The organism is Fibrobacter sp. UBA4309 (genome assembly GCF_002395745.1).
GTDB lineage: Bacteria > Fibrobacterota > Fibrobacteria > Fibrobacterales > Fibrobacteraceae > Fibrobacter.
Genome location: NZ_DGUN01000075.1, coordinates 1 through 17,537, shown reverse-complemented (window position 1 = coordinate 17,537; position 17,537 = coordinate 1). Strand labels below are relative to the sequence as shown.

The window sequence follows — 17,537 nt, the reverse complement described above, 5'->3', positions numbered from 1 at the left end:
ATGAAACGTCTGTTTTTCGCAGTCTTGTTACTTGGAGCATTTTTTGGGGCCTGCTCCGATGATGATTCGTTTTATCCGGTAAAAGACGAAGTGTCCGATGCGTCATCCGGCTCCGGTGAGACAAGCAAATCCTCAAGTGCAGAGAATAAATCATCTTCTTCGAGCGCTCGTCCTATTGAAACACATAGCTACGGGCTTACAGAAACGGCATGGAGCCTGCTGAACCCGGATATAGAATATGGCGAATTCGTTGACAATCGCGATGGGAAAGTTTATAAGACCGTTCAGATAGGCACACAGACGTGGATGGCGCAGAATCTGGCTTTTGACCCGGGATTGAAAGATAAGGATGATAGAGATTGGAATTTTTGCCGGGTGGGAGCTCGATGCGATACAATTGGATATCATTATCCATGGAATGTCATGATCGATACGATGGGCTTGTATGGCTCTGCGTCTTTTGGTTTTAGGTCTAATCCAGGAACAAACAACGAAATATTCGAACACCACATGAGAGGTATATGCCCAGAAGGCTGGCATGTTCCACACAGTGACGAGTTTAGGGTCCTGATTGATTATGTCGGTGGTGAAGATGTTGCTGCCCAAAAGTTGAAGGCTTTATCCGGATGGGAAAAAGCGTCCAAAGAGGACGTTGACCCGAATGGCTTAGACACTTATGGTTTTTCTTTATTGCCTACTGGTGATCCTGACAATGGCTCTGGCTCTACTTATGTATGGGCTGCTTTAGGGGCGTATGACGGTACCTTCCAACGTTATTATATGGGGCTTCATGCGATGTGGGAGAAAATTTCCATACTTAAAGAATATAAGAGATATTCGATGGTTCTTCGTTGTGTCAAGGATTTGAAAGAGATTCCCTATACCAAGGATCCGGTCCCCGCATGCAACGAAAACGGCGTGGACAATTGTGAATATGGCGAACTCCTTGATGAACGCGATTATAGAAAATACAAGACCGTTACCATTGGCAAACAGACTTGGATGGCAGAAAACCTCCTTTACAACAGCAATTATTATGACGAGGAATTAGGGGACACTATTGAAACAAGCTGGTGCCTGACTTATCAAGCGGGTTGCCAATTTGGACGCTACTATTCTTGGGCTGGTGCGATGGATTCTTCGGGTAGGGCTAACGGCAAGCCTACGGGTTGCGGATTAAATAGCCCTTGTCGCATAGAAGGCAAGGTGCGCGGAGTGTGCCCGACGGGGTGGCATCTGCCCGATACGACTGAAGTGAATGAACTCGTGAATTACATCCATTATGTCGGTAAAAAATACGGCTCTGCCCAGGCGTTAAAAAAATACAGCGTCGTATTTGGTAGAAGAACGGTTATTTGGAGTGACCACGAGCAAAGTGGAGCTGTAGATGCTTACGGGTTCGGAGCCTTGCCCATTGGGGGCGGAAGACTTGATTCTTTGGGAAGAGTAGAAGACAAAGATGTTGGAATCCTTTTTCAGTGCAGTACTTGTCAAGATATGGAAGGTGGTGGAGCCATTTTCTGGGCGTCTTGCCCCGCAACGGAAACAGAAATGGCCGCGTGTGCCTTTAGCATGGCTGCCAATCGCCGTTCTGTTATAACAGGTACAACAAACCCTCTTAACTTAATACCGATCCGTTGCCTAAAGGATTAGCCTGCTAATGGATTAGCCGGCTAACTCTTTCTTTGCCGCTTTTTTCTGCCTGTAAATCAGTACGATCAGCCAGATCAGGCCGGTCAGGAACATCACGCTGCAAAGCGTCTGGCCGCGGCTCATGCCGAAAAGATCGACGCGGCCGAGATGTGCGTCGGGCCTGCGGAAGAATTCGATGAAGAATCTGAACAGCCCGTAGCCCATCAGGTAAAGGCACGGCATCTTGTCGTGAAGAACCGGAATCTTGCGCAAGTACCAAAGGATGGCGAAAAGTCCCGCTCCTTCGAATACCATTTCGTAAAGCTGGCTCGGATGGTGCAGAATCGGGTTCGTAATAGGGCTGTCATGGGCCAGCGGGAAATACATGCCGATAGGGCTCGTGGTGACTTCGCCGAAGAGTTCCCCGTTGATAAAGTTGCCGAAACGTCCCCATGTGTAGGCGAGCGGGGCCAGAAGGAAACACAGGTTCAGCGTTTTCCAGAGATCCATCTTGTTGCGCTTGATGCCGATAATCGTAAACACGATGCTCAGAATAAGGCCGCCGTGATAGCTCATTCCCGCAATGCCCGAAAAATGGTAGCCGAGCGCATCGTGTGTCATGGGCAAGATAATTTCGGTCGGGTTGGCCAGGTAGTAGCCCGGCTTGTAGAAAAAGACATAACCGAGACGAGCACCGATAAGGATGCCGGCAATAATCCAGGTGAAAAGGCTATCGAACTGTTCCTTCGTGTAGCCCAGCTTTTCTTTCTTGTTTATGTGCGTTAGCGTAAGATAGCCGGTCACGAAAGCAAAAATGTACATTATGCCGTACCAGCGGACCGGGAAACTGCCTATCTGTATGGCTGTTCCGTCAAAATAAGTCGGAATAAGGTTCCACCAAGATAAATCCATGCTATTTTCCTTTGGACAAGTTCTGATGTGCCCAATAATTTATAATCATTGCAGCCACTTGGCATGCGGGTTGTGAACGGTAGCCCTGCAAATCGTGGACTTGCAGGATTACGACGACCAAAGCCTTGGACGGATCTTCTTTCGCCTGTGCAAAACCCATGAACCATTCGTAGCGTCCGTAGGGGTCGTGCCCGTCGAGCGAGCCTGTCTTGCCACCGATATTCAATGCATTGAAATTCTTGCGGGCCATGTTGCGCGTAGAAATGTGCTTGCGGGCGGTACCGTTCGTTATGGAACGTATCATGGCCTCGCGGAGCCCGTAATAGGTGTTTTCGCTGAACTTGCCTACATCCAGGGCGATGCGGTTCTTGGGCGCATAGGCCGGGAGGTTTTCTGCCCACGGGATTTCAAGCGGCTTTTTCATGAGGATGGAACGGACCTGTGCCGCGGCGAGAAGCGGGGTCAGGGTTGTCGCCTCGGTAAATCCGCAGCTGGCCTCGGCGAGCCCGTAACCGGAATCGGGCGGGGAATAGCTGGAACGGCCGGGAAGGCCACCGGGGAAGTTCGTGTTGTAGCCGAGGTTACGGGCCGCGTCGCGAAGGCGCTTGGCTCCGACATTCATGCCGATGATGGCGAGCGGCGGGTTGGCCGACTTTGCGTAGGCGTCTTGCAGTTCGATAGTCGGGCCGGTATAGTTCTCTGGCACGCGCAACTGGTTCTTATAGAGCGTATGATGGGCGCCGCGGTCGGGAATGGGAGAGTTCAGCGAATAGCGGTTGCTTTCCATGGCGGCGGCAATCGTAATGGTCTTGGCCAGCGAGGCGGCAGGGAACGTGTTGCGGATAAAATAGTCGGGTTCGTTCTGCACCTTGTAATCTTTAGTTTCGCCCCAGGCGATAATCTCGTTGCTCTTGGGTTCCACGACCAGGATGGCGCTATGCATCGGCTTGAAACGGCGCAGCATCTGGTCAATTTTTTCGGCGAGGAACACGTCTTTCTGCATGCGGATGTGGACGCTGTCGATGACTTCGGGCTCCGGGACGTTTTCGGGTGCGACGGTAGCGGCGATACTCGCCTGGACGTTGGCTATTTCTTCGTTCTTGTCCGGTCCGGCTTCGTTTTCAGTCCCGTATTTTTGCTGGATAGCCTCTATGGCCGTTGATTCGGCGGCAGAAGGTTCCTCTGCGATGACTTGGGCGGAATCCGTTTCGGTTACACTTGCGGCCTGTTCGATACTCTGTTTCGTGGCGGCTTTCTCGCTGCTTTCATAGATGCAAGAGGCAATGAATACGCAAAGAATGATAAACACTCCGGCGGCGATACAGCGGTTTCTCATTCTTTCCTTGTATGGACGCCTGTTTCGGGGGTCGTAGTAATACTTCATCGGTCTATTTGAAAATGGTTTTGCGGTAGTAGGCGAGTTCGGCAATGCTTTCGCGGATGTCGTTGAGCGCTTCGTGGCGCTTTTCTTTCTGGAATTCCTCCAGTTTCGGATACCAGCGGAAAGAAAGTTCCTTGATGGAGCTTACATCGATGTTCCTGTAGCACAGCCATTCAGAAATTTTGGGCATGTACTTGTACAGGAACCGTCTATCTTGCGTGATGGAGTTGCCGCAAAGGATGTTTTTCCCTTTTTCGGTAAAGGGCTTGATAAATTCCATGGTCTTTTCTTCGGCATCGGCTACGGTGTAACGGGAACGCCGGCATCGGTCGACTAGGCCGCTCATCGTATGGTGCTTGGAGTTCCATTCATCCATGCCTTCGAACACGTTTTCGCTCTGGTGTACGGCGATGACGGGGCCTTCGGCAAGCACGTTCAGCTCGGCATCGGTAACAATGGTCGCGATTTCCAGGATGACGTCTTTTTCCGGTTCCAGCCCGGACATCTCCAGGTCCATCCAGACGAGGTTGAAGGAACTTTTCTTTTTGCTCATATCGGGCGGAAATTTAGTTTTTTGTGAAGATTTTGAATGTCGGGTTCGTTCCAAAATGGGGTGCATTCTATCCTCTTTTTTTACGGATTTATCGAATTTTTACGCCCGTGAGAAATAAAACGCTTTATTGTAAGGTTTTTATTTGCTATATTCGCCCCCGTTAATTTGTTATAGGAATCCGAATATGGAAGAAGTAGTCATTACTGGTATGGGTTGCGTGTCGGCCCTTGGAAATTCCCCCGATCTTCTCTGGGACGGCCTCGTACAGGGCAAGTCCGGCATTGCCGTTATCGACAGGTTCGACGTATCCGCCTTGCCGATCAAGATTGCCGCCGCCGTCAAGGAATTCGACGGCTCCGAATATTTCAGCAGCCGCGACCAGTCCAGGTTCTCCAAGTGCATCCAGTACGCCGTCTATTCCGCCTTCCAGGCCCTCAAGAACGCCGGCATCGACCCCAAGGCCGAAGACCCGTCCCGTTCTGGCGTGATTATCGGTGCCGGTATCGGTGGCATGAACACCTATACCGAGAATGCGGTCACCTGGGGCAACCGTGGCCCGTCCCGCGTTTCTCCCTTCTTTATCCCGATGTCCATTACCAACATGCCTGCCGGCGAAGTTTCCAACCGCACCGGCTGGATGGGTCCCTGCTTCGCCGTGGTTTCCGCCTGTGCGACCTCGAACCATTCCATCGCGGCCGCCTTTGACGCCATCCGCCTTGGCCGTGCCGACATCATGCTTGCCGGCGGTACCGACGAGACGGTGAACCCGCTCGCCCTGGCTGGCTTTACCAACATGCACGCCCTCTCTAAGCGCAACGACGATCCGGAAACGGCTTCCCGCCCGTTCGACAAGGACCGTGACGGTTTCGTGATGGGTGAAGGTTCCGGCATCCTCGTGCTCGAAAGCCTCTCTCACGCCAAAAAGCGCGGCGCGAACATCCTGGCCCGCATTGCCGGTGTCGGTATGAGCGCCGATGCGCACCACATGTCCGCCCCGCGTGAAGACGGCGAAGGCGTGCGTCTCGCTATCGAGATGGCTCTCCGCGAAGCCGGAATTTCTCCGGATGAAGTGGGCTACGTGAATACGCACGGTACGTCGACTCCGCTTGGCGACGTTGCCGAATGTTCCGCCCTCGAGAAGGTTTTTGGTGCACGCGACTCCCTCAAGGTGAACTCCTCCAAGAGCATGATCGGCCACGCCCTCGGTGCCGCCGGTGCCCTCGAAGCCATCATCACCGTGAAGTCCCTGCAGAACCAGATGGTCCATGCGACCAAGAACGTGTTCAACCAGGACGAACGCATCCACCTGGATGTCTGCGCCAACAAGAACACTTCGCACAGTTTCAAGTACGCCCTGTCCGACGGCTTCGGCTTCGGCGGCCAGAACAGCGTGCTCCTCTTGGCCCGCGACTAAATTGATGTGAAATGTGTAATGTGAAATGACTAATTATTCATTCCCCATTACACACCACACACTACATCTTAGATAAAGCTTCCCGGAATTCATTCTCCGGGGCTTTTTGTTTTCTATCTTTTGCCTCGTGAATTTCGCGATGCAAAAAATAGTCGCCGTGATTGTTCTTGCACTTGTATGCCTTGTGCAGCCTGCGCTTGCCGCTCCGGGCGATCCGCTTACCTGGCGCGATTCCACGTGGGATTACCGCAGTGAAGACCCGGGTGATACGGTCCGCGAACTTTCGGTGGCCAAGAGCGTTGGCGTGGCATCGACGGTGCTGATCGCTTATGGCGCCGCCTATTGGCTTGTGTTCCATAAGGGCTGGTGGGACGAACAGGGCAACCATTTCCATTTCGAGAACGATTTCGACTACGCCCTGAACTTGGACAAGTTCGGGCATTTTGCTGCCGGCGTCATTCTGGGCGAAAGCTTTTACGAAGCCTACCATTGGGCGGGGATTTCCGAATTCCAGTCCTACCTGTATGCAGGCCTTTCGGCGATGGCGACCCATATTGCCATCGATGTGAAGGACGGCTATTCTCCGGAATGGGGATTTAGCATCTTTGATGTTCTTTCCGGTACCCTGGGCGGATTCCTGCCTATGGCGGAACGCTACATTCCCGTTTTCAAGTACGTGGACCTCAAGTGGAGCTACTGGATAAACACCAAGGCGTATTACAGGCAGAGCGATACGGGAATCTTTACGGACGACTATTGCAACCAGACGTTCTGGGCCTCTTTCAAGCCGTACCGCTTGCTCCCGGCGAGCGTCCGTGCCTACTACCCGAGCTGGCTCGCCATTGCCGCAGGACTCAGCATCGACGAGGGTGTCTTCATCAAGAATTACGAAGGCACTCCACACCGCGAAGTTTACATTGCGCTCGACTACGACCTGGAGGCTTTTCGCCCGCAGAGCCGCATGGCGAGGACGTTTGTCAAGTACCTGAACTATTTCAAGCTGCCGGCCCCGACCATCCAGGTCTATCCTGAATTCCACTGGTACCTGCTCTATCCGATAAAGTTCTAGGCTTATTCTGAATATGACCGATTTACAGCAATTTGTTTCTGTGGCCGAATCCCTTGCCAAGAAGGCGGGCGACCTCTGCCTCGAACTCCAGGGCAACCTGGGCGATGTCAAGTACAAGTCCGCCAAGGACGTGGTGACCATTGCCGATGTCTCGAGCGAAAGGCTTATCGTGGACGGCTTACGGGCCGCTTTCCCGACCCATTCTGTCCGTACCGAAGAAGCCGGCGTCATCGAAGGGTCTGACCCGCGTTACCGCTGGATTATCGATCCGGTGGATGGAACCGTGAACTTTAGCCGCGGCATACCGCTGTGGGGCATTTCCGTCGCTCTCCATTTCGAGGGCAGACCTCTCGTGGCCGTAGTGAACCTCCCGAAACTGGGCGAGATGTACACGGCGGTGAAGGGCGGGGGAGCATTCATGAACGGACGGCCAATCCACGTGAGCGGCGAATCGAATCCCGTGCACGCCATCGTGAGCAACGGCGACTTCAACGTGGGGAACGTTCAGAAGATCAACGCGCAGAATTCCTATAACTTCGCTAGGGAGTCCGAGGTCTTTGAACGGGTGAAGTGCCTGGGGTCGGCCGTAATAGAGGGCTGTTTTACCGCCTGCGGGCGTATCGACTGCTTTGTGATGACGATGAGCTACCCCTGGGATATTGCCGCGATTTCGTTAATCGTCGAAGAAGCCGGTGGCCGTTCCACCCACATAGACGGGTCGCCCATGCAGTACGTCGATGGGGAGCAAGTCATCTTTAGTAACGGCATTTTACACGATATTTTGAAAAAAACGGTCAATTAGTCCACATTTTTTGGATTTTTTTCCCGATAAATGTATTGTTTATGAAAGTTTAAAGCTAGATTTGTGATATATATCACGAAACATATATCCATTAACAAGGAGATATAATGAAATCGATGAAACTTTCAGCAATCGTCTTGGGGCTTGTCGCCGCCGGCGTATTTGCCGAACCTGAGGCTGCCGCCGCTCCTGCAGCCGAGGCTCAGCAGGCTGAAGCTGCTGCCGCTCCTGCTACAGAAGCTACGCAAACCGATTCTGCTGCTACAGCTGCCGCAGCACCTGCCGCGGTTGCCGACACATCGAAAGCCGATTCTGCTGCCGCTCCTGCCGCCGCTCCTGTAGCCACTGCAGTCGATACTTCGATTAGCGAATACACTCCTCTCGAAACAATCGTTTCCGAGAAGGGTCCCGAATACAAGGTTTCCGGTTTTGTTGATCTCGAAGCCGACGTGATGAACTATAACGCCGACAGGCGTTTTGCCCACTCGTTCGCCTCTACGTTCGATCTCAATTTCGACATCAAGTTTACCGACAACTGGTCTGCCTTCGTCGGAATCGAAGCCGACGGCGCCGAAGCCTATCCGGACTTCTACCTGAACGGTGCGTACGTTCAGTACCAGAACAGCCTGTTGGGCGTCAAGATCGGTGACATGACCTATTCCGAAGGTGCGTTCAACTACTACCGTTACGACGACGCCACCTACTATGCCGCCGGCATGAAGGAACAGAGCTTGCGCGGTGTCGAACTCGACATCGTCGGTGTTCAGGCCGCTATCGGTTTCTCCGCCAACGAGAACACGCTGTTCATCAAGGGCGACTCCAGGGACCAGGATGTCTTTGCGTTCTTCACGCACTTGGCATATGATCTTGAATTCGCCGGCCAGAGAATCCGTCCCTACGTGCATTACAAGGGATACGACCTGGATGACGCCAACGACCACTGGTACAACCAGTTCCGTGCCGGTTTGTTCATGGAATTCTCCATCATGAACCTGCTCTACATCCACACGGGTTACGGCTTTGCCGACGACGTGATGGGTGCCGCCAAGCCGGTCGTGAGCCACACGTTCCTTATCGAACCGACCCTTACCAAGGGTGCTTTCTCCCTTACCGGTTCCGTCTTCTACGCCCTCCTGGCAGACAATCCGGACCGCGCATCGGAAATCGACGTCCCGGAACGCTTCTACATCTATGCTGAACCGGCCATGCAATTCCTCGACCAGTTGAAGGTGGGCGTCATGGGTGAATATCATACCAACACCCTCGACAGCGACAACGACAACAACGAGTTCGCCTATATCGGCCCCAAGATCTACTTCAACCCGAACAAGTTTATCTCCATGCAGATGTTCGGAGCCATCGTGCTCCCGCTCGGCGATGGCGATGGAACCGGAACCGTCATCAACTACAAGGAAGACGACGAATTCCTGTTCGACATGGGTGCCGAAGTTATCTTCAGCTTCTAGTTTAGTAAAGACTGTAAAAAGGAAAGCCCCGCTAACGCGGGGCCTTTTCTGTAGTAGTGAACTACTGATTACAGCGGGATGTTCCCGTGCTTTCTCCAGAGGCGGGCTTTCTTCTTGTTCTTGAGGTAGTCGAAGGCGACCGCAAGACGGTCACGCACGTGGTCCGGGGAGATGACCTCGTCGATATAGCCGTTCTTGGCGGCGATATAGGGGTTGAGGTACTTCTCTTCGTATTCGGCGATGAGCTTCTGGCGCGTTTCGGCAGGTGTTGCGGAGGCGGCGATTTCCTTGCGCTTGAGGATATCCACGGCACCCTCGGCTCCCATCACGGCAAGCTGGGCGATCGGCAGGGCGAACACATAGTCCGCACCGAGATTCTTGCTGTTCATAGCGATGTAGGCACCGCCGTAGGCCTTGCGGAGGATAAGCGTCACCTTCGGCACGGTCGCTTCGGCGTAAGCGTACAGGAGCTTGGCGCCGTGGCGGATGATGCCGTTGTGTTCCTGCTTGGTGCCCGGCATGTAGCCCGGGACGTCTTCCAGCGTGAGGATAGGAATGTTGAAGCAGTCGCAGAAGCGCACGAAACGGCTCGCCTTGTCGCTGGCATCCACATCGAGGGAGCCGGCGATAAAGTTCGGCTGGTTCGCGACGATACCCACGACGTTGCCGTCCATGCGGGCAAAGCCGATGACCACGTTACGGGCGAAGTCCTTCTGGATTTCGAGGAAGCTGTCCTTGTCGGCAAACGTCTCGATGACGTTGCGCACGTCGTAGCCTTTCTTGAAGTTGTCGGGGACGATTTCTTCAATTTCCTTGGACTTGTCGACTGCCTTGAACTTTTCCGCTACGGGCGGTTTTTCGAGGTTGGATTGCGGCAGGTAGCTGAGCAGGTTGCGTACGGCTTCGAGGGTTTCCCTGTCGTCCTTGCACACGAAGTGGGCAACACCGGACTTGGTGGAATGTACGCCGGCTCCGCCGAGTCCTTCGGGGGAGACGGTTTCGGCCGTCACGGCCTTCACGACGCCCGGGCCCGTGATGAACATCTGGCTCGTTTTTTCCGTCATGAAGATGAAGTCGGTAATGGCGGGGGAGTAGCAGGCACCGCCGGCGCAGGGGCCGAGAATCACGGAAATCTGCGGGATGATGCCCGAAGCGAGCGTATTGCGGGTAAAGATGCCGCTGTAGCCGTCGAGGGAGTTGACGCCTTCCTCGATACGGGCGCCACCGCCGTCGTTGATGCACACGAACGGGGCCATGGATTCAAGGGCGAGGTCCATGGCCTGGCAGATCTTCTTGGCGTGGGCAGACCCGAGGGAACCGCCGCTTACGGTGAAGTCCTGGGAGGCGACATAGACTGTCTTGCCGTTGACCTTGCCGTAGCCGGTCACGACGCCGTCACCGAAAATTCTCTTGGATTCGGGCAGGTCGAGGCTCGTGGAGACGCGGAGAGCGCCGATTTCGCGGAACGTGCCCTTGTCAAAAAGAATTTCGAGACGTTCGCGGGCGGTGAGCTTGCCTTGGGAATGTTGTTTTTCAATACGGGCGTCGCCGCCGCCGGCGACAGACTTTGCCTTGTATTCGTTTAGTTTTTCAAGATAAGACTTATCCCACATGGTAGTCATCCTTTTCGTTAATGTCCTTGTTCGCCGGAGGTAAAGTTCGGCAAACATTTTAAATACGGTGCAAATGTAGAAAATTTCTCGGGTAGTCAAAACTTATTTGCATGTTTCAAAAAAATTATGTAAGTAAAGCTTACAATGGGCGAGTGCTATTTATCCCGAAAACATGCTTTTTTATCCGATTTAGCCATAATCTATAGTTGGAAAGTGTATTTTTTTACTATCTTTGAGCCGAAATTTATTCAAAAAAAGAGGAAAACAATGGCTAATGAAGAAGTAAAATCCAAACTCAAGTCTTTTTTTATGTCCGACCTCGGCGTCGATGGCGACGTGCTCCAGTACGATACGGCCCTTTTCGGTGATGAAATCGGCCTCGACTCTGTGGACTCCCTCGAAATCATCTCTTTCGTGGATTCCACTTTCGGTGTTTCCATGACGGGTGTCGCCAAGGAAAACTTCCAGTCCATCGATACGATTGCGGCATACATCGAAGCCCACAAGGCTTAATTACCTTGGCCGAGTGATTTTCACCCGGCTTTTTTTCTCGGACATCCTGGAGCGAAGCTGTAGGATTCATTAGTTTTTTGGAAAATAATATGACCCCTAATGACAAGCGTTGTGTAGTTACTGGTTTGGGCGTTATTTGCGCGGTCGGTAACAATGTTGAAGAAACGTGGAACAGTGCGCTCAAGTCCGTCTCGGGCATTCACAAGACGACATCTGTCGATACGGTGAACTGCTATGCGGACTTGGCTGCCGAAGTCAAGTGCGATACTCTCGACGAGGTCGATGCCCCCGAAGAGAAGGACCGCGTATCCAAGTTGTGCATCAAGGCTGCGAACGAAGCCCTGGCCGATGCGGGACTTTCTAATTTCAACGATGATCAACGCGTCAGTGTCATTATCGGAAGCTGCGTTGGCGGTGTCATTTCCATCGAACATTACCACCAGGGAGCAAAGGAAGCTGTCGACATTCCCAAGATGCCGATTGCCTCCATCGCAAGCCAGGTTGCCGAGACATGCGGTGCCGGCGGTATCGTGACGAACGTCGCGAACGCCTGTGCGGCAGGGACGATTTCCATCGCGCTCGCCTGCGACCTCATCCGTGCGGGCAAGGCCGACGTGGTCATCGCCGGCGGTGCGGATTCCTTTGCGGCAGTGCCGTATTCCGGATTCCTTTCGCTCCACGCTCTCGACGAGAACGGGTGCTCCCCGTTCAACCGCTGTAACGGCATTACGCTCGGCGAAGGTGCCGGTGTCGTCATTGTCGAATCTTACGAATATGCCCAGAAGCGCGGCGCGAAGACCTACTGCGAAGTGCTCGGCTCCGGTGTCACGAGCGACGCGAACCACATTACCGCCCCGCGCGAAGATGGCCTCTGCCTCATGGAAGCCATCAACCGTGCAGTCAAGAATTCCGGCATCCAGAAATCCGACATCGGTTACGTGAATGCCCACGGTACGGGTACCGGCAAGAACGACAACGCCGAAATTACGGCTTTCAAGACTTTCTTCGGCGAAGAGAACCCGACGGTGAGCGTGAGTTCCACGAAGGTGTTGACGGGGCACTGTCTCGGCGCGGCCGGCGCTATCGAAGCCGTGTTCAGCATCAAGGCCTTGACGACCGATACGGTGCTCCCGACGTTCCCATATACGGAAGAACAGTCCGCGGCGCTCAAGGAAAAGGTCGGCACGCTCGATTTCGTGCAGAATACGGCACGTCCCAAGCAGCTCAAGTGCGTCTTGAGCAACAACGTGGCTTTCGGCGGCACCAATGCGGCAATCGTGTTTTCCAAGGAACAGGGGAGCGTTACGGCGCAGCCTGCCCGCAATAAGAAGATCGTGGTGACGGGCCTCGGCATCGTTAGCCCGCTCGGCAACAGCAAGACCGCCTATTTCGACGCGGTCAAGGCCGGCAAGAAGCCCGAAAGCGCTTCCGTGAAGTCGACGATTACGCTTGACGACTACAAGGACTTGGGCATCAAGATGGCGTTCTACCGCAAGCTCGACAACCTGGGCCAGCTCCAGACCGTTTCGGGCATGCGCGCCCTGCAGGATGCGGATTTCAAGGTGACCGAAGACAATGCGAAGGATATCGGCATCATTGTCGGTACCAGCGAAGGCGGTCTCGGTTCCACCTACGATTTTGAGGAACTCATCGCCCGCGAAGGCAACGCGAACGGTTCCGCGTTCAAGTTCCCGCACACGGTCTACAACGCCGCCGGCGGTTACCTCTCGATTTGCTCCGGCATCAAGGGCTACGGCGTGACCATTACGACCGGTCCGCTCTCCGGTCTTGACAGCATCGGCTATTCCATGAACGTCATCCACGATGGCCAGGAACAGGCCATGATGGCTACGGGTACCGACGAGAACATCCCGGTGATTACCGAATTCGCCCAGAAACTGGGCGTGGCTGCCAGCGAAGTGGTGGCTCCCTTCGCCAATGCCGACGGCTGCGTGGTGGGTGACGGTTCCGTATCTATCCTCCTCGAAGAAGAATCTTACGCGAAGGCCCGCGGTGCCAAGGTCTATTGCTATGCGCTCGGTTACGGCCATGGCCGCAAGAACGTGAAGTTCGGCAAGCTCGCGGGTTCCGACGAGGCGCTCGACAAGGCCATCAACGACGCCCTGGCCGATGCCGGCCTCAAGGCTTCTGACATCGACGCCGTCTGCGGTTTTGCGAACGGTTTCAAGAAGGTCGACGATATCGAGAAGGGCGCACTCCAGCGCGTGTTCGGCGAGAAACTCGCGACGATGCCGCTGTTCGAAGTCAAGGAAAGGGTAGGCGAGGGCCGTGCCGGGTCTGCCGCTCTTGCCGCATCCGAGGCGGCGATGCTCCTGGGCGGTGAACTCGCCAGCGACAACGCCTATTTCGTGGCTGCCGACGGTTCTGTTTCTAGCAAGTTTGCCGAAGCGGCAAACCTCAAGAAAATTTTGGTCATATCTTTTGCGGCTGGCGGTTCCTATAGCGCCGTCGTCTTCGGGAAATAAGGAGGAATGAGAATGAAAGTAGCATTGGTAACAGGCGCGTCGAAGGGAATCGGCAAGGCATGTGCCCTGCGCTTGGCTCGCGACGGCTACACGGTCGTGGTAAACTACTCCAGTTCCGACGAGGCTGCCCAGCAGACTCTCGACCAGATCAAGGCCGAAGGCGGCGACGGCATGCTCTACAAGGCGAACGTGGCCGACCTTTCCCAGGTGAAGGTGATGGTCCGCGAAGTCTTCAAGGCATACGGCCGTATCGACGTGCTCGTAAACAACGCGGGAATCGTCCGTGACGAATACCTCCTGATGATGAATCCCGAAACGCTCGACAAGTGTTTCGACCTGAACGTGAAGGGCTATTTCTACTGCGCCCAGCAGGTGGCCGTCAAGATGTACAAGCAGAAGTCCGGTGTCATCATCAACATGAGTTCTGTCAGTTCCAAGTTTGCGCTTCCGGGCCAGGCGGTCTACAGCGCTACGAAGGGTGCGGTGAACTCCCTCACGCAGACGCTCGCCAAGGAACTCGGCGGTTTCGGCATCCGCGTGAACGCTGTGGCTCCGGGCTTTATCGCAACCGAGATGATCGAGGCCATTCCCGAGGAGACCCGCAAGGGCTACCTCGAGAAGATTCCGCTCAAGCGTTTCGGTTCCGCCGACGAGGTTGCGAACATCGTGTCCGCCCTCGCGTCTGACCAGTTCGCCTATGTGACGGGCCAGGTGTTCGTGCTCGACGGAGGCCTCTCCCTATGATGAACATTTTCGAAATCAGCGAAAAGATTGCACAGCGTCCGCCGTTCCAGATGATTGAGAAGGTCACGGAACTCGTACCGAACGAATCTGCGACGGGCATCAAGAACGTGAGCGTGAACGAGCCCTACTTTATGGGGCACTTTCCGCAGACGCCCATCATGCCGGGCGTGCTTATCGTGGAAAGCTGCGCGCAGCTCTGTTCCCTCGTTATCGAGAAGCCTGCCGAGGACTTGGAAAAGAACCTCTACGTGCTTTTGAAGATTGACGGTTTCAAGTTCGTGAAGCCGGTGATTCCCGGTGACCAACTCGAAATCACCGTCAACAAGACGAAGGGCGGTGGCGTTCTCGTCGGTTTTGACTGCATCGTGAAGGTAAACGGCAACGTGCATGCGAAGGGCGCCTTGACCTTTACGAGCATCCCCAAGGAAAGTTTGGGAAAATAGTATTCCCGCTGTCATCCTGAGCGCAGGGCGAAGCCCGTAGTCGAAGGATCTGTAAGTAAAGTGAAAGTAAAGAAGAAAAATTTTCTGTTTGAATTTTTTATGCAGCTTGTCGTGGTGTTGGTCATCTACACCGTGCGCGTGTATCTGTTCGTGTTCTACCGTCCGAAGATAACGTATGTGGGGGAGACGGTTAAGTCCCCGCGCCTCAAGACGCCTTCGGTGATTATCGCGAACCATACGAGCATGTGGGACCCGCTCATGATGCTTGCCATTTTTTTCCATAAATGCAGTATCGTTACGGCAAAGGACCAGATCGAAGACCCGCATTTCAGTTGGGCGCTTACCCGCATCAAGCGTGTAATCCCGTGCGACCGCTTCAACCTGGATACCGAATGGGCGTTGATTGCCAAGCGTGAAATTGAAAAAGGCCGCTCGGTCATTATATTCCCCGAAGGCAAGTGCCGCTACGACGGCCTGCTGAACGAATTCAAGACCGGTTTCGCGTTCCTCGCGCGCAGCACGGGCGTTCCCGTAGTCTCGGTGGGCCTTGATGGCGTCTACAAGTTCGGTCACCGCACCCAAGTGGTTGTGAGCGAACCCGAAAAGATTGAACGTGTGAAGGGCGTCCCCTCTTCGAAGCATCTTGCCGAACGCAGCGAATACTTTAGGCAGATTGTCTGGAAACTCAAGCAGCGGGCGCTGGGGAAGGCGGAAGCCTCCGTATTGCCTGTCGCCGCGGAAACCCCCGAAGAGGTGCAGGCATGAAGATAGGGCTTGCTCTAGAAGGCGGTTCGCGCCAGACCATCTTTACCGCGGGCGTTCTGGACGCCTGGATGGAAGAGGATATCCTGTTCTCGTACTACGCGGGCGTGAGCGCCGGCGGTCATGCCGCGATGAACTACATCACGCACCAGAAGGGCCGCTTCCGCCATATCATCCAGCCGACGAAAATCCAGCAGGGGCAGGACCATTCGAACAAGTTCCTGGACGGCCCCCGTAAGGAATGCCACGCGCTGCATTACGATGCCGCCTATGGCGAAATCCCGTTCGACTTCAACGCGTTCTTCTCGGCGCGCGTGGAATGCGAATTCGGCGTCACGTGCTGCGAGACGGGCCGCGTGGAATTCTTCCGCGAGAAGATGAGCGAACGCCGCCTGCTCGACATCTTGAACGCGAGCTGCGCTTTGCCCATGATTTTCCCGACGGTCGAAATCGACGGACTGCACTATGCCGACGGCTGCATCACGGCTCCGATCCCGTTCGAGAGGGCGTTCGAGAAGGGCTGCGACAAGGTCGTGGTCGTATCGACGCATTACCCCGGCGAAATCGTGACGGACTTCCGCAAGTACCGCGTGATCCTGAATCCGATGTTCAAGCGCAAGTATCCCGACTTTTTCCGCGCGCTCATGCTGCGTTACAAGCGCTACGAGAAGATGTTCTCGAACATGGAAAAGCTCGAAAAGCAGGGCAAGCTCCTGATTTTCAGACCCGAAAGCGACCTGTGCGATCTCTTCGAGACGGAACGCGAGAACCTTGACGCGTCTTACGAGATGGGTTACGAGTACGCGCAGCGCCGCATGGATGAACTCAAGAACTTCATGGAACTCTAGTTCCGCACTGCCAAAATCCTGGCTTGGAGGACCGCATGTCGACCCTCCTTTTCATTTAGCGTTGTAAAACTTTCTAAACAAAATGGCGCGGAAAAGCAAAACTTACAAAAATGTAGGTTTTTGTGTTCTAGACCCTTGTTTTTTAACGAAAAAAAGCAATCGTTAAAACTGACAAAAAAGTAACTTACAAAAATGTAAGTTTTTGAAGATTTTTGGCCTGTTTTTACATTTTCTGCGGGGCGTTTGCTATCTTTAAACCCGTTAAAAACTTTAACCAAGGCAACCTCTAAAAATTGCTTTGATAAAGAAAATTTGAGCGAAACCGAGTGCAGGCAGGAACGAAAAGTGGTGAATACTGGAAGTCTTTACCACTTTGAGTGACGAAACTGCACGATGTGTTGCAGCCAAATTTTTGAAAATGAATTTTTAGAGGGTGCCGTAATCAAAACTCTCAACGGAGATATATAAAATGGCAATCAAGAATGCTTACCTTCAGAAAGTCTATGACAAGGTCGTCGCCCGTGATCCGGACCAGGCCCTCTTCCATCAGGCTGTCCGTGAATTCCTCGAATCCCTCGACCCCGTCCTCGAACAGGACAAGTCCTGGGAAACCAACGGCGTGATCGACCGCCTCGTCGAACCGGAACGCGTGATTACCTTCCGCGTACCTTGGCTCGATGACAAGGGTAACGTTCAGGTGAACCGTGGCTACCGCGTGCAGTTCAACTCCGCCATCGGCCCGTACAAGGGCGGTATCCGTCTCCGTAACGAAGTGACGCTTTCCATGCTCAAGTTCCTCGGCTTCGAACAGATCTTCAAGAACAGTCTCACCACGCTCCCCATGGGCGGCGGCAAGGGCGGCTCCGGCTTTGACCCGAAGGGCAAGTCCGACGGCGAAG

General features: G+C 54.1%; 16 protein-coding genes. 12 read left to right on the top strand and 4 right to left on the bottom strand.

The features are described from left to right. Positions 1–1,653, top strand: a complete 1,653-nt coding sequence (locus tag B3M32_RS10790) for an FISUMP domain-containing protein (RefSeq protein WP_290746652.1) — start codon at positions 1–3, stop codon at positions 1,651–1,653. Positions 1,654–1,665: 12 nt separating this feature from the next. Here the strand turns inward: B3M32_RS10790 and lgt are convergent, their stop codons facing one another. The 3 genes from lgt to orn are packed head-to-tail and all read right to left on the bottom strand — an operon-like array spanning position 1,666 to position 4,478. Continuing rightward, positions 1,666–2,544: a prolipoprotein diacylglyceryl transferase gene (gene lgt, locus B3M32_RS10785; protein ID WP_290746649.1), complete on the bottom strand. Its 879-nt coding sequence runs from the start codon at positions 2,542–2,544 to the stop codon at positions 1,666–1,668. A gap of 1 nt (position 2,545) precedes the next feature. Beyond that, a complete protein-coding gene (locus tag B3M32_RS10780) occupies positions 2,546–3,880 on the bottom strand; it encodes a penicillin-binding transpeptidase domain-containing protein (protein ID WP_290746646.1) in 1,335 nt (444 codons plus the stop codon). 52 nt (positions 3,881–3,932) lie between these two features. Then, positions 3,933–4,478, bottom strand: a complete 546-nt coding sequence (orn, locus tag B3M32_RS10775) for an oligoribonuclease (RefSeq protein WP_290746642.1) — start codon at positions 4,476–4,478, stop codon at positions 3,933–3,935. A 184-nt stretch (positions 4,479–4,662) separates the two neighbouring features. Between orn and fabF the strand changes: the two genes are divergently transcribed. From fabF to B3M32_RS10755, 4 genes are all read left to right on the top strand, one after another. After that, positions 4,663–5,892, top strand: a complete 1,230-nt coding sequence (fabF, locus tag B3M32_RS10770; protein ID WP_290746639.1) for a beta-ketoacyl-ACP synthase II — start codon at positions 4,663–4,665, stop codon at positions 5,890–5,892. A 127-nt stretch (positions 5,893–6,019) separates the two neighbouring features. Then, complete coding sequence (locus B3M32_RS10765; RefSeq protein WP_290746637.1) at positions 6,020–6,961, top strand: hypothetical protein; 942 nt, start codon at positions 6,020–6,022, stop codon at positions 6,959–6,961. A gap of 13 nt (positions 6,962–6,974) precedes the next feature. Then, positions 6,975–7,763: an inositol monophosphatase family protein gene (locus tag B3M32_RS10760; RefSeq protein WP_290746634.1), complete on the top strand. Its 789-nt coding sequence runs from the start codon at positions 6,975–6,977 to the stop codon at positions 7,761–7,763. A 107-nt stretch (positions 7,764–7,870) separates the two neighbouring features. Beyond that, on the top strand, positions 7,871–9,229 hold the full coding sequence (locus B3M32_RS10755; protein WP_290746632.1) for a hypothetical protein: 1,359 nt from the start codon (positions 7,871–7,873) through the stop codon (positions 9,227–9,229). A gap of 68 nt (positions 9,230–9,297) precedes the next feature. On the opposite strand, the gene B3M32_RS10750 is transcribed toward B3M32_RS10755, so the two are convergent. After that, on the bottom strand, positions 9,298–10,851 hold the full coding sequence (locus B3M32_RS10750) for an acyl-CoA carboxylase subunit beta (protein WP_349679871.1): 1,554 nt from the start codon (positions 10,849–10,851) through the stop codon (positions 9,298–9,300). A gap of 258 nt (positions 10,852–11,109) precedes the next feature. Here B3M32_RS10750 and B3M32_RS10745 point away from each other — a divergent pair, with 258 nt between their 5' ends. From B3M32_RS10745 to B3M32_RS10715, 7 genes are all read left to right on the top strand, one after another. Further along, entirely contained in the window at positions 11,110–11,355 is a 246-nt protein-coding gene (locus B3M32_RS10745) for an acyl carrier protein (RefSeq protein ID WP_088637989.1), read from the top strand. A gap of 89 nt (positions 11,356–11,444) precedes the next feature. After that, positions 11,445–13,841: a beta-ketoacyl-[acyl-carrier-protein] synthase family protein gene (locus tag B3M32_RS10740; protein WP_290746623.1), complete on the top strand. Its 2,397-nt coding sequence runs from the start codon at positions 11,445–11,447 to the stop codon at positions 13,839–13,841. Between the two features lie 12 nt (positions 13,842–13,853). Next, a complete protein-coding gene (locus tag B3M32_RS10735; RefSeq protein ID WP_290746620.1) occupies positions 13,854–14,585 on the top strand; it encodes an SDR family NAD(P)-dependent oxidoreductase in 732 nt (243 codons plus the stop codon). After that, entirely contained in the window at positions 14,582–15,028 is a 447-nt protein-coding gene (gene fabZ / locus B3M32_RS10730; RefSeq protein WP_073114318.1) for a 3-hydroxyacyl-ACP dehydratase FabZ, read from the top strand. The genes B3M32_RS10735 and fabZ overlap by 4 nt, the downstream gene beginning before the upstream one ends. Before the next feature lie 99 nt (positions 15,029–15,127). Continuing rightward, the gene (locus tag B3M32_RS10725) at positions 15,128–15,793 is read left to right on the top strand and encodes a lysophospholipid acyltransferase family protein (RefSeq protein ID WP_290746615.1); all 666 of its coding nucleotides are present in this window, start codon (positions 15,128–15,130) and stop codon (positions 15,791–15,793) included. Next, positions 15,790–16,638: a patatin-like phospholipase family protein gene (locus B3M32_RS10720; protein WP_290746613.1), complete on the top strand. Its 849-nt coding sequence runs from the start codon at positions 15,790–15,792 to the stop codon at positions 16,636–16,638. The genes B3M32_RS10725 and B3M32_RS10720 overlap by 4 nt, the downstream gene beginning before the upstream one ends. Before the next feature lie 469 nt (positions 16,639–17,107). Next, positions 17,108–17,537, top strand: a 430-nt coding sequence (locus tag B3M32_RS10715; protein ID WP_290746609.1) for a Glu/Leu/Phe/Val dehydrogenase dimerization domain-containing protein, incomplete at its 3' end; no start/stop codon positions are given.

Excerpts from the sequence above, each read along its gene's own strand:
- B3M32_RS10790 (WP_290746652.1), top strand. The coding sequence starts at position 1 with ATGAAACGTCTGTTTTTCGCAGTCTTGTTACTTGGAGCATTTTTTGGG.
- lgt (WP_290746649.1), bottom strand. The coding sequence starts at position 2,544 with ATGGATTTATCTTGGTGGAACCTTATTCCGACTTATTTTGACGGAACA.
- B3M32_RS10780 (WP_290746646.1), bottom strand. The coding sequence starts at position 3,880 with ATGAGAAACCGCTGTATCGCCGCCGGAGTGTTTATCATTCTTTGCGTA.
- orn (WP_290746642.1), bottom strand. The coding sequence starts at position 4,478 with ATGAGCAAAAAGAAAAGTTCCTTCAACCTCGTCTGGATGGACCTGGAG.
- fabF (WP_290746639.1), top strand. The coding sequence starts at position 4,663 with ATGGAAGAAGTAGTCATTACTGGTATGGGTTGCGTGTCGGCCCTTGGA.
- B3M32_RS10760 (WP_290746634.1), top strand. The coding sequence starts at position 6,975 with ATGACCGATTTACAGCAATTTGTTTCTGTGGCCGAATCCCTTGCCAAG.
- B3M32_RS10755 (WP_290746632.1), top strand. The coding sequence starts at position 7,871 with ATGAAATCGATGAAACTTTCAGCAATCGTCTTGGGGCTTGTCGCCGCC.
- B3M32_RS10750 (WP_349679871.1), bottom strand. The coding sequence starts at position 10,851 with ATGACTACCATGTGGGATAAGTCTTATCTTGAAAAACTAAACGAATAC.
- B3M32_RS10745 (WP_088637989.1), top strand. The coding sequence starts at position 11,110 with ATGGCTAATGAAGAAGTAAAATCCAAACTCAAGTCTTTTTTTATGTCC.
- B3M32_RS10740 (WP_290746623.1), top strand. The coding sequence starts at position 11,445 with ATGACCCCTAATGACAAGCGTTGTGTAGTTACTGGTTTGGGCGTTATT.
- B3M32_RS10735 (WP_290746620.1), top strand. The coding sequence starts at position 13,854 with ATGAAAGTAGCATTGGTAACAGGCGCGTCGAAGGGAATCGGCAAGGCA.
- fabZ (WP_073114318.1), top strand. The coding sequence starts at position 14,582 with ATGATGAACATTTTCGAAATCAGCGAAAAGATTGCACAGCGTCCGCCG.
- B3M32_RS10725 (WP_290746615.1), top strand. The coding sequence starts at position 15,128 with ATGCAGCTTGTCGTGGTGTTGGTCATCTACACCGTGCGCGTGTATCTG.
- B3M32_RS10720 (WP_290746613.1), top strand. The coding sequence starts at position 15,790 with ATGAAGATAGGGCTTGCTCTAGAAGGCGGTTCGCGCCAGACCATCTTT.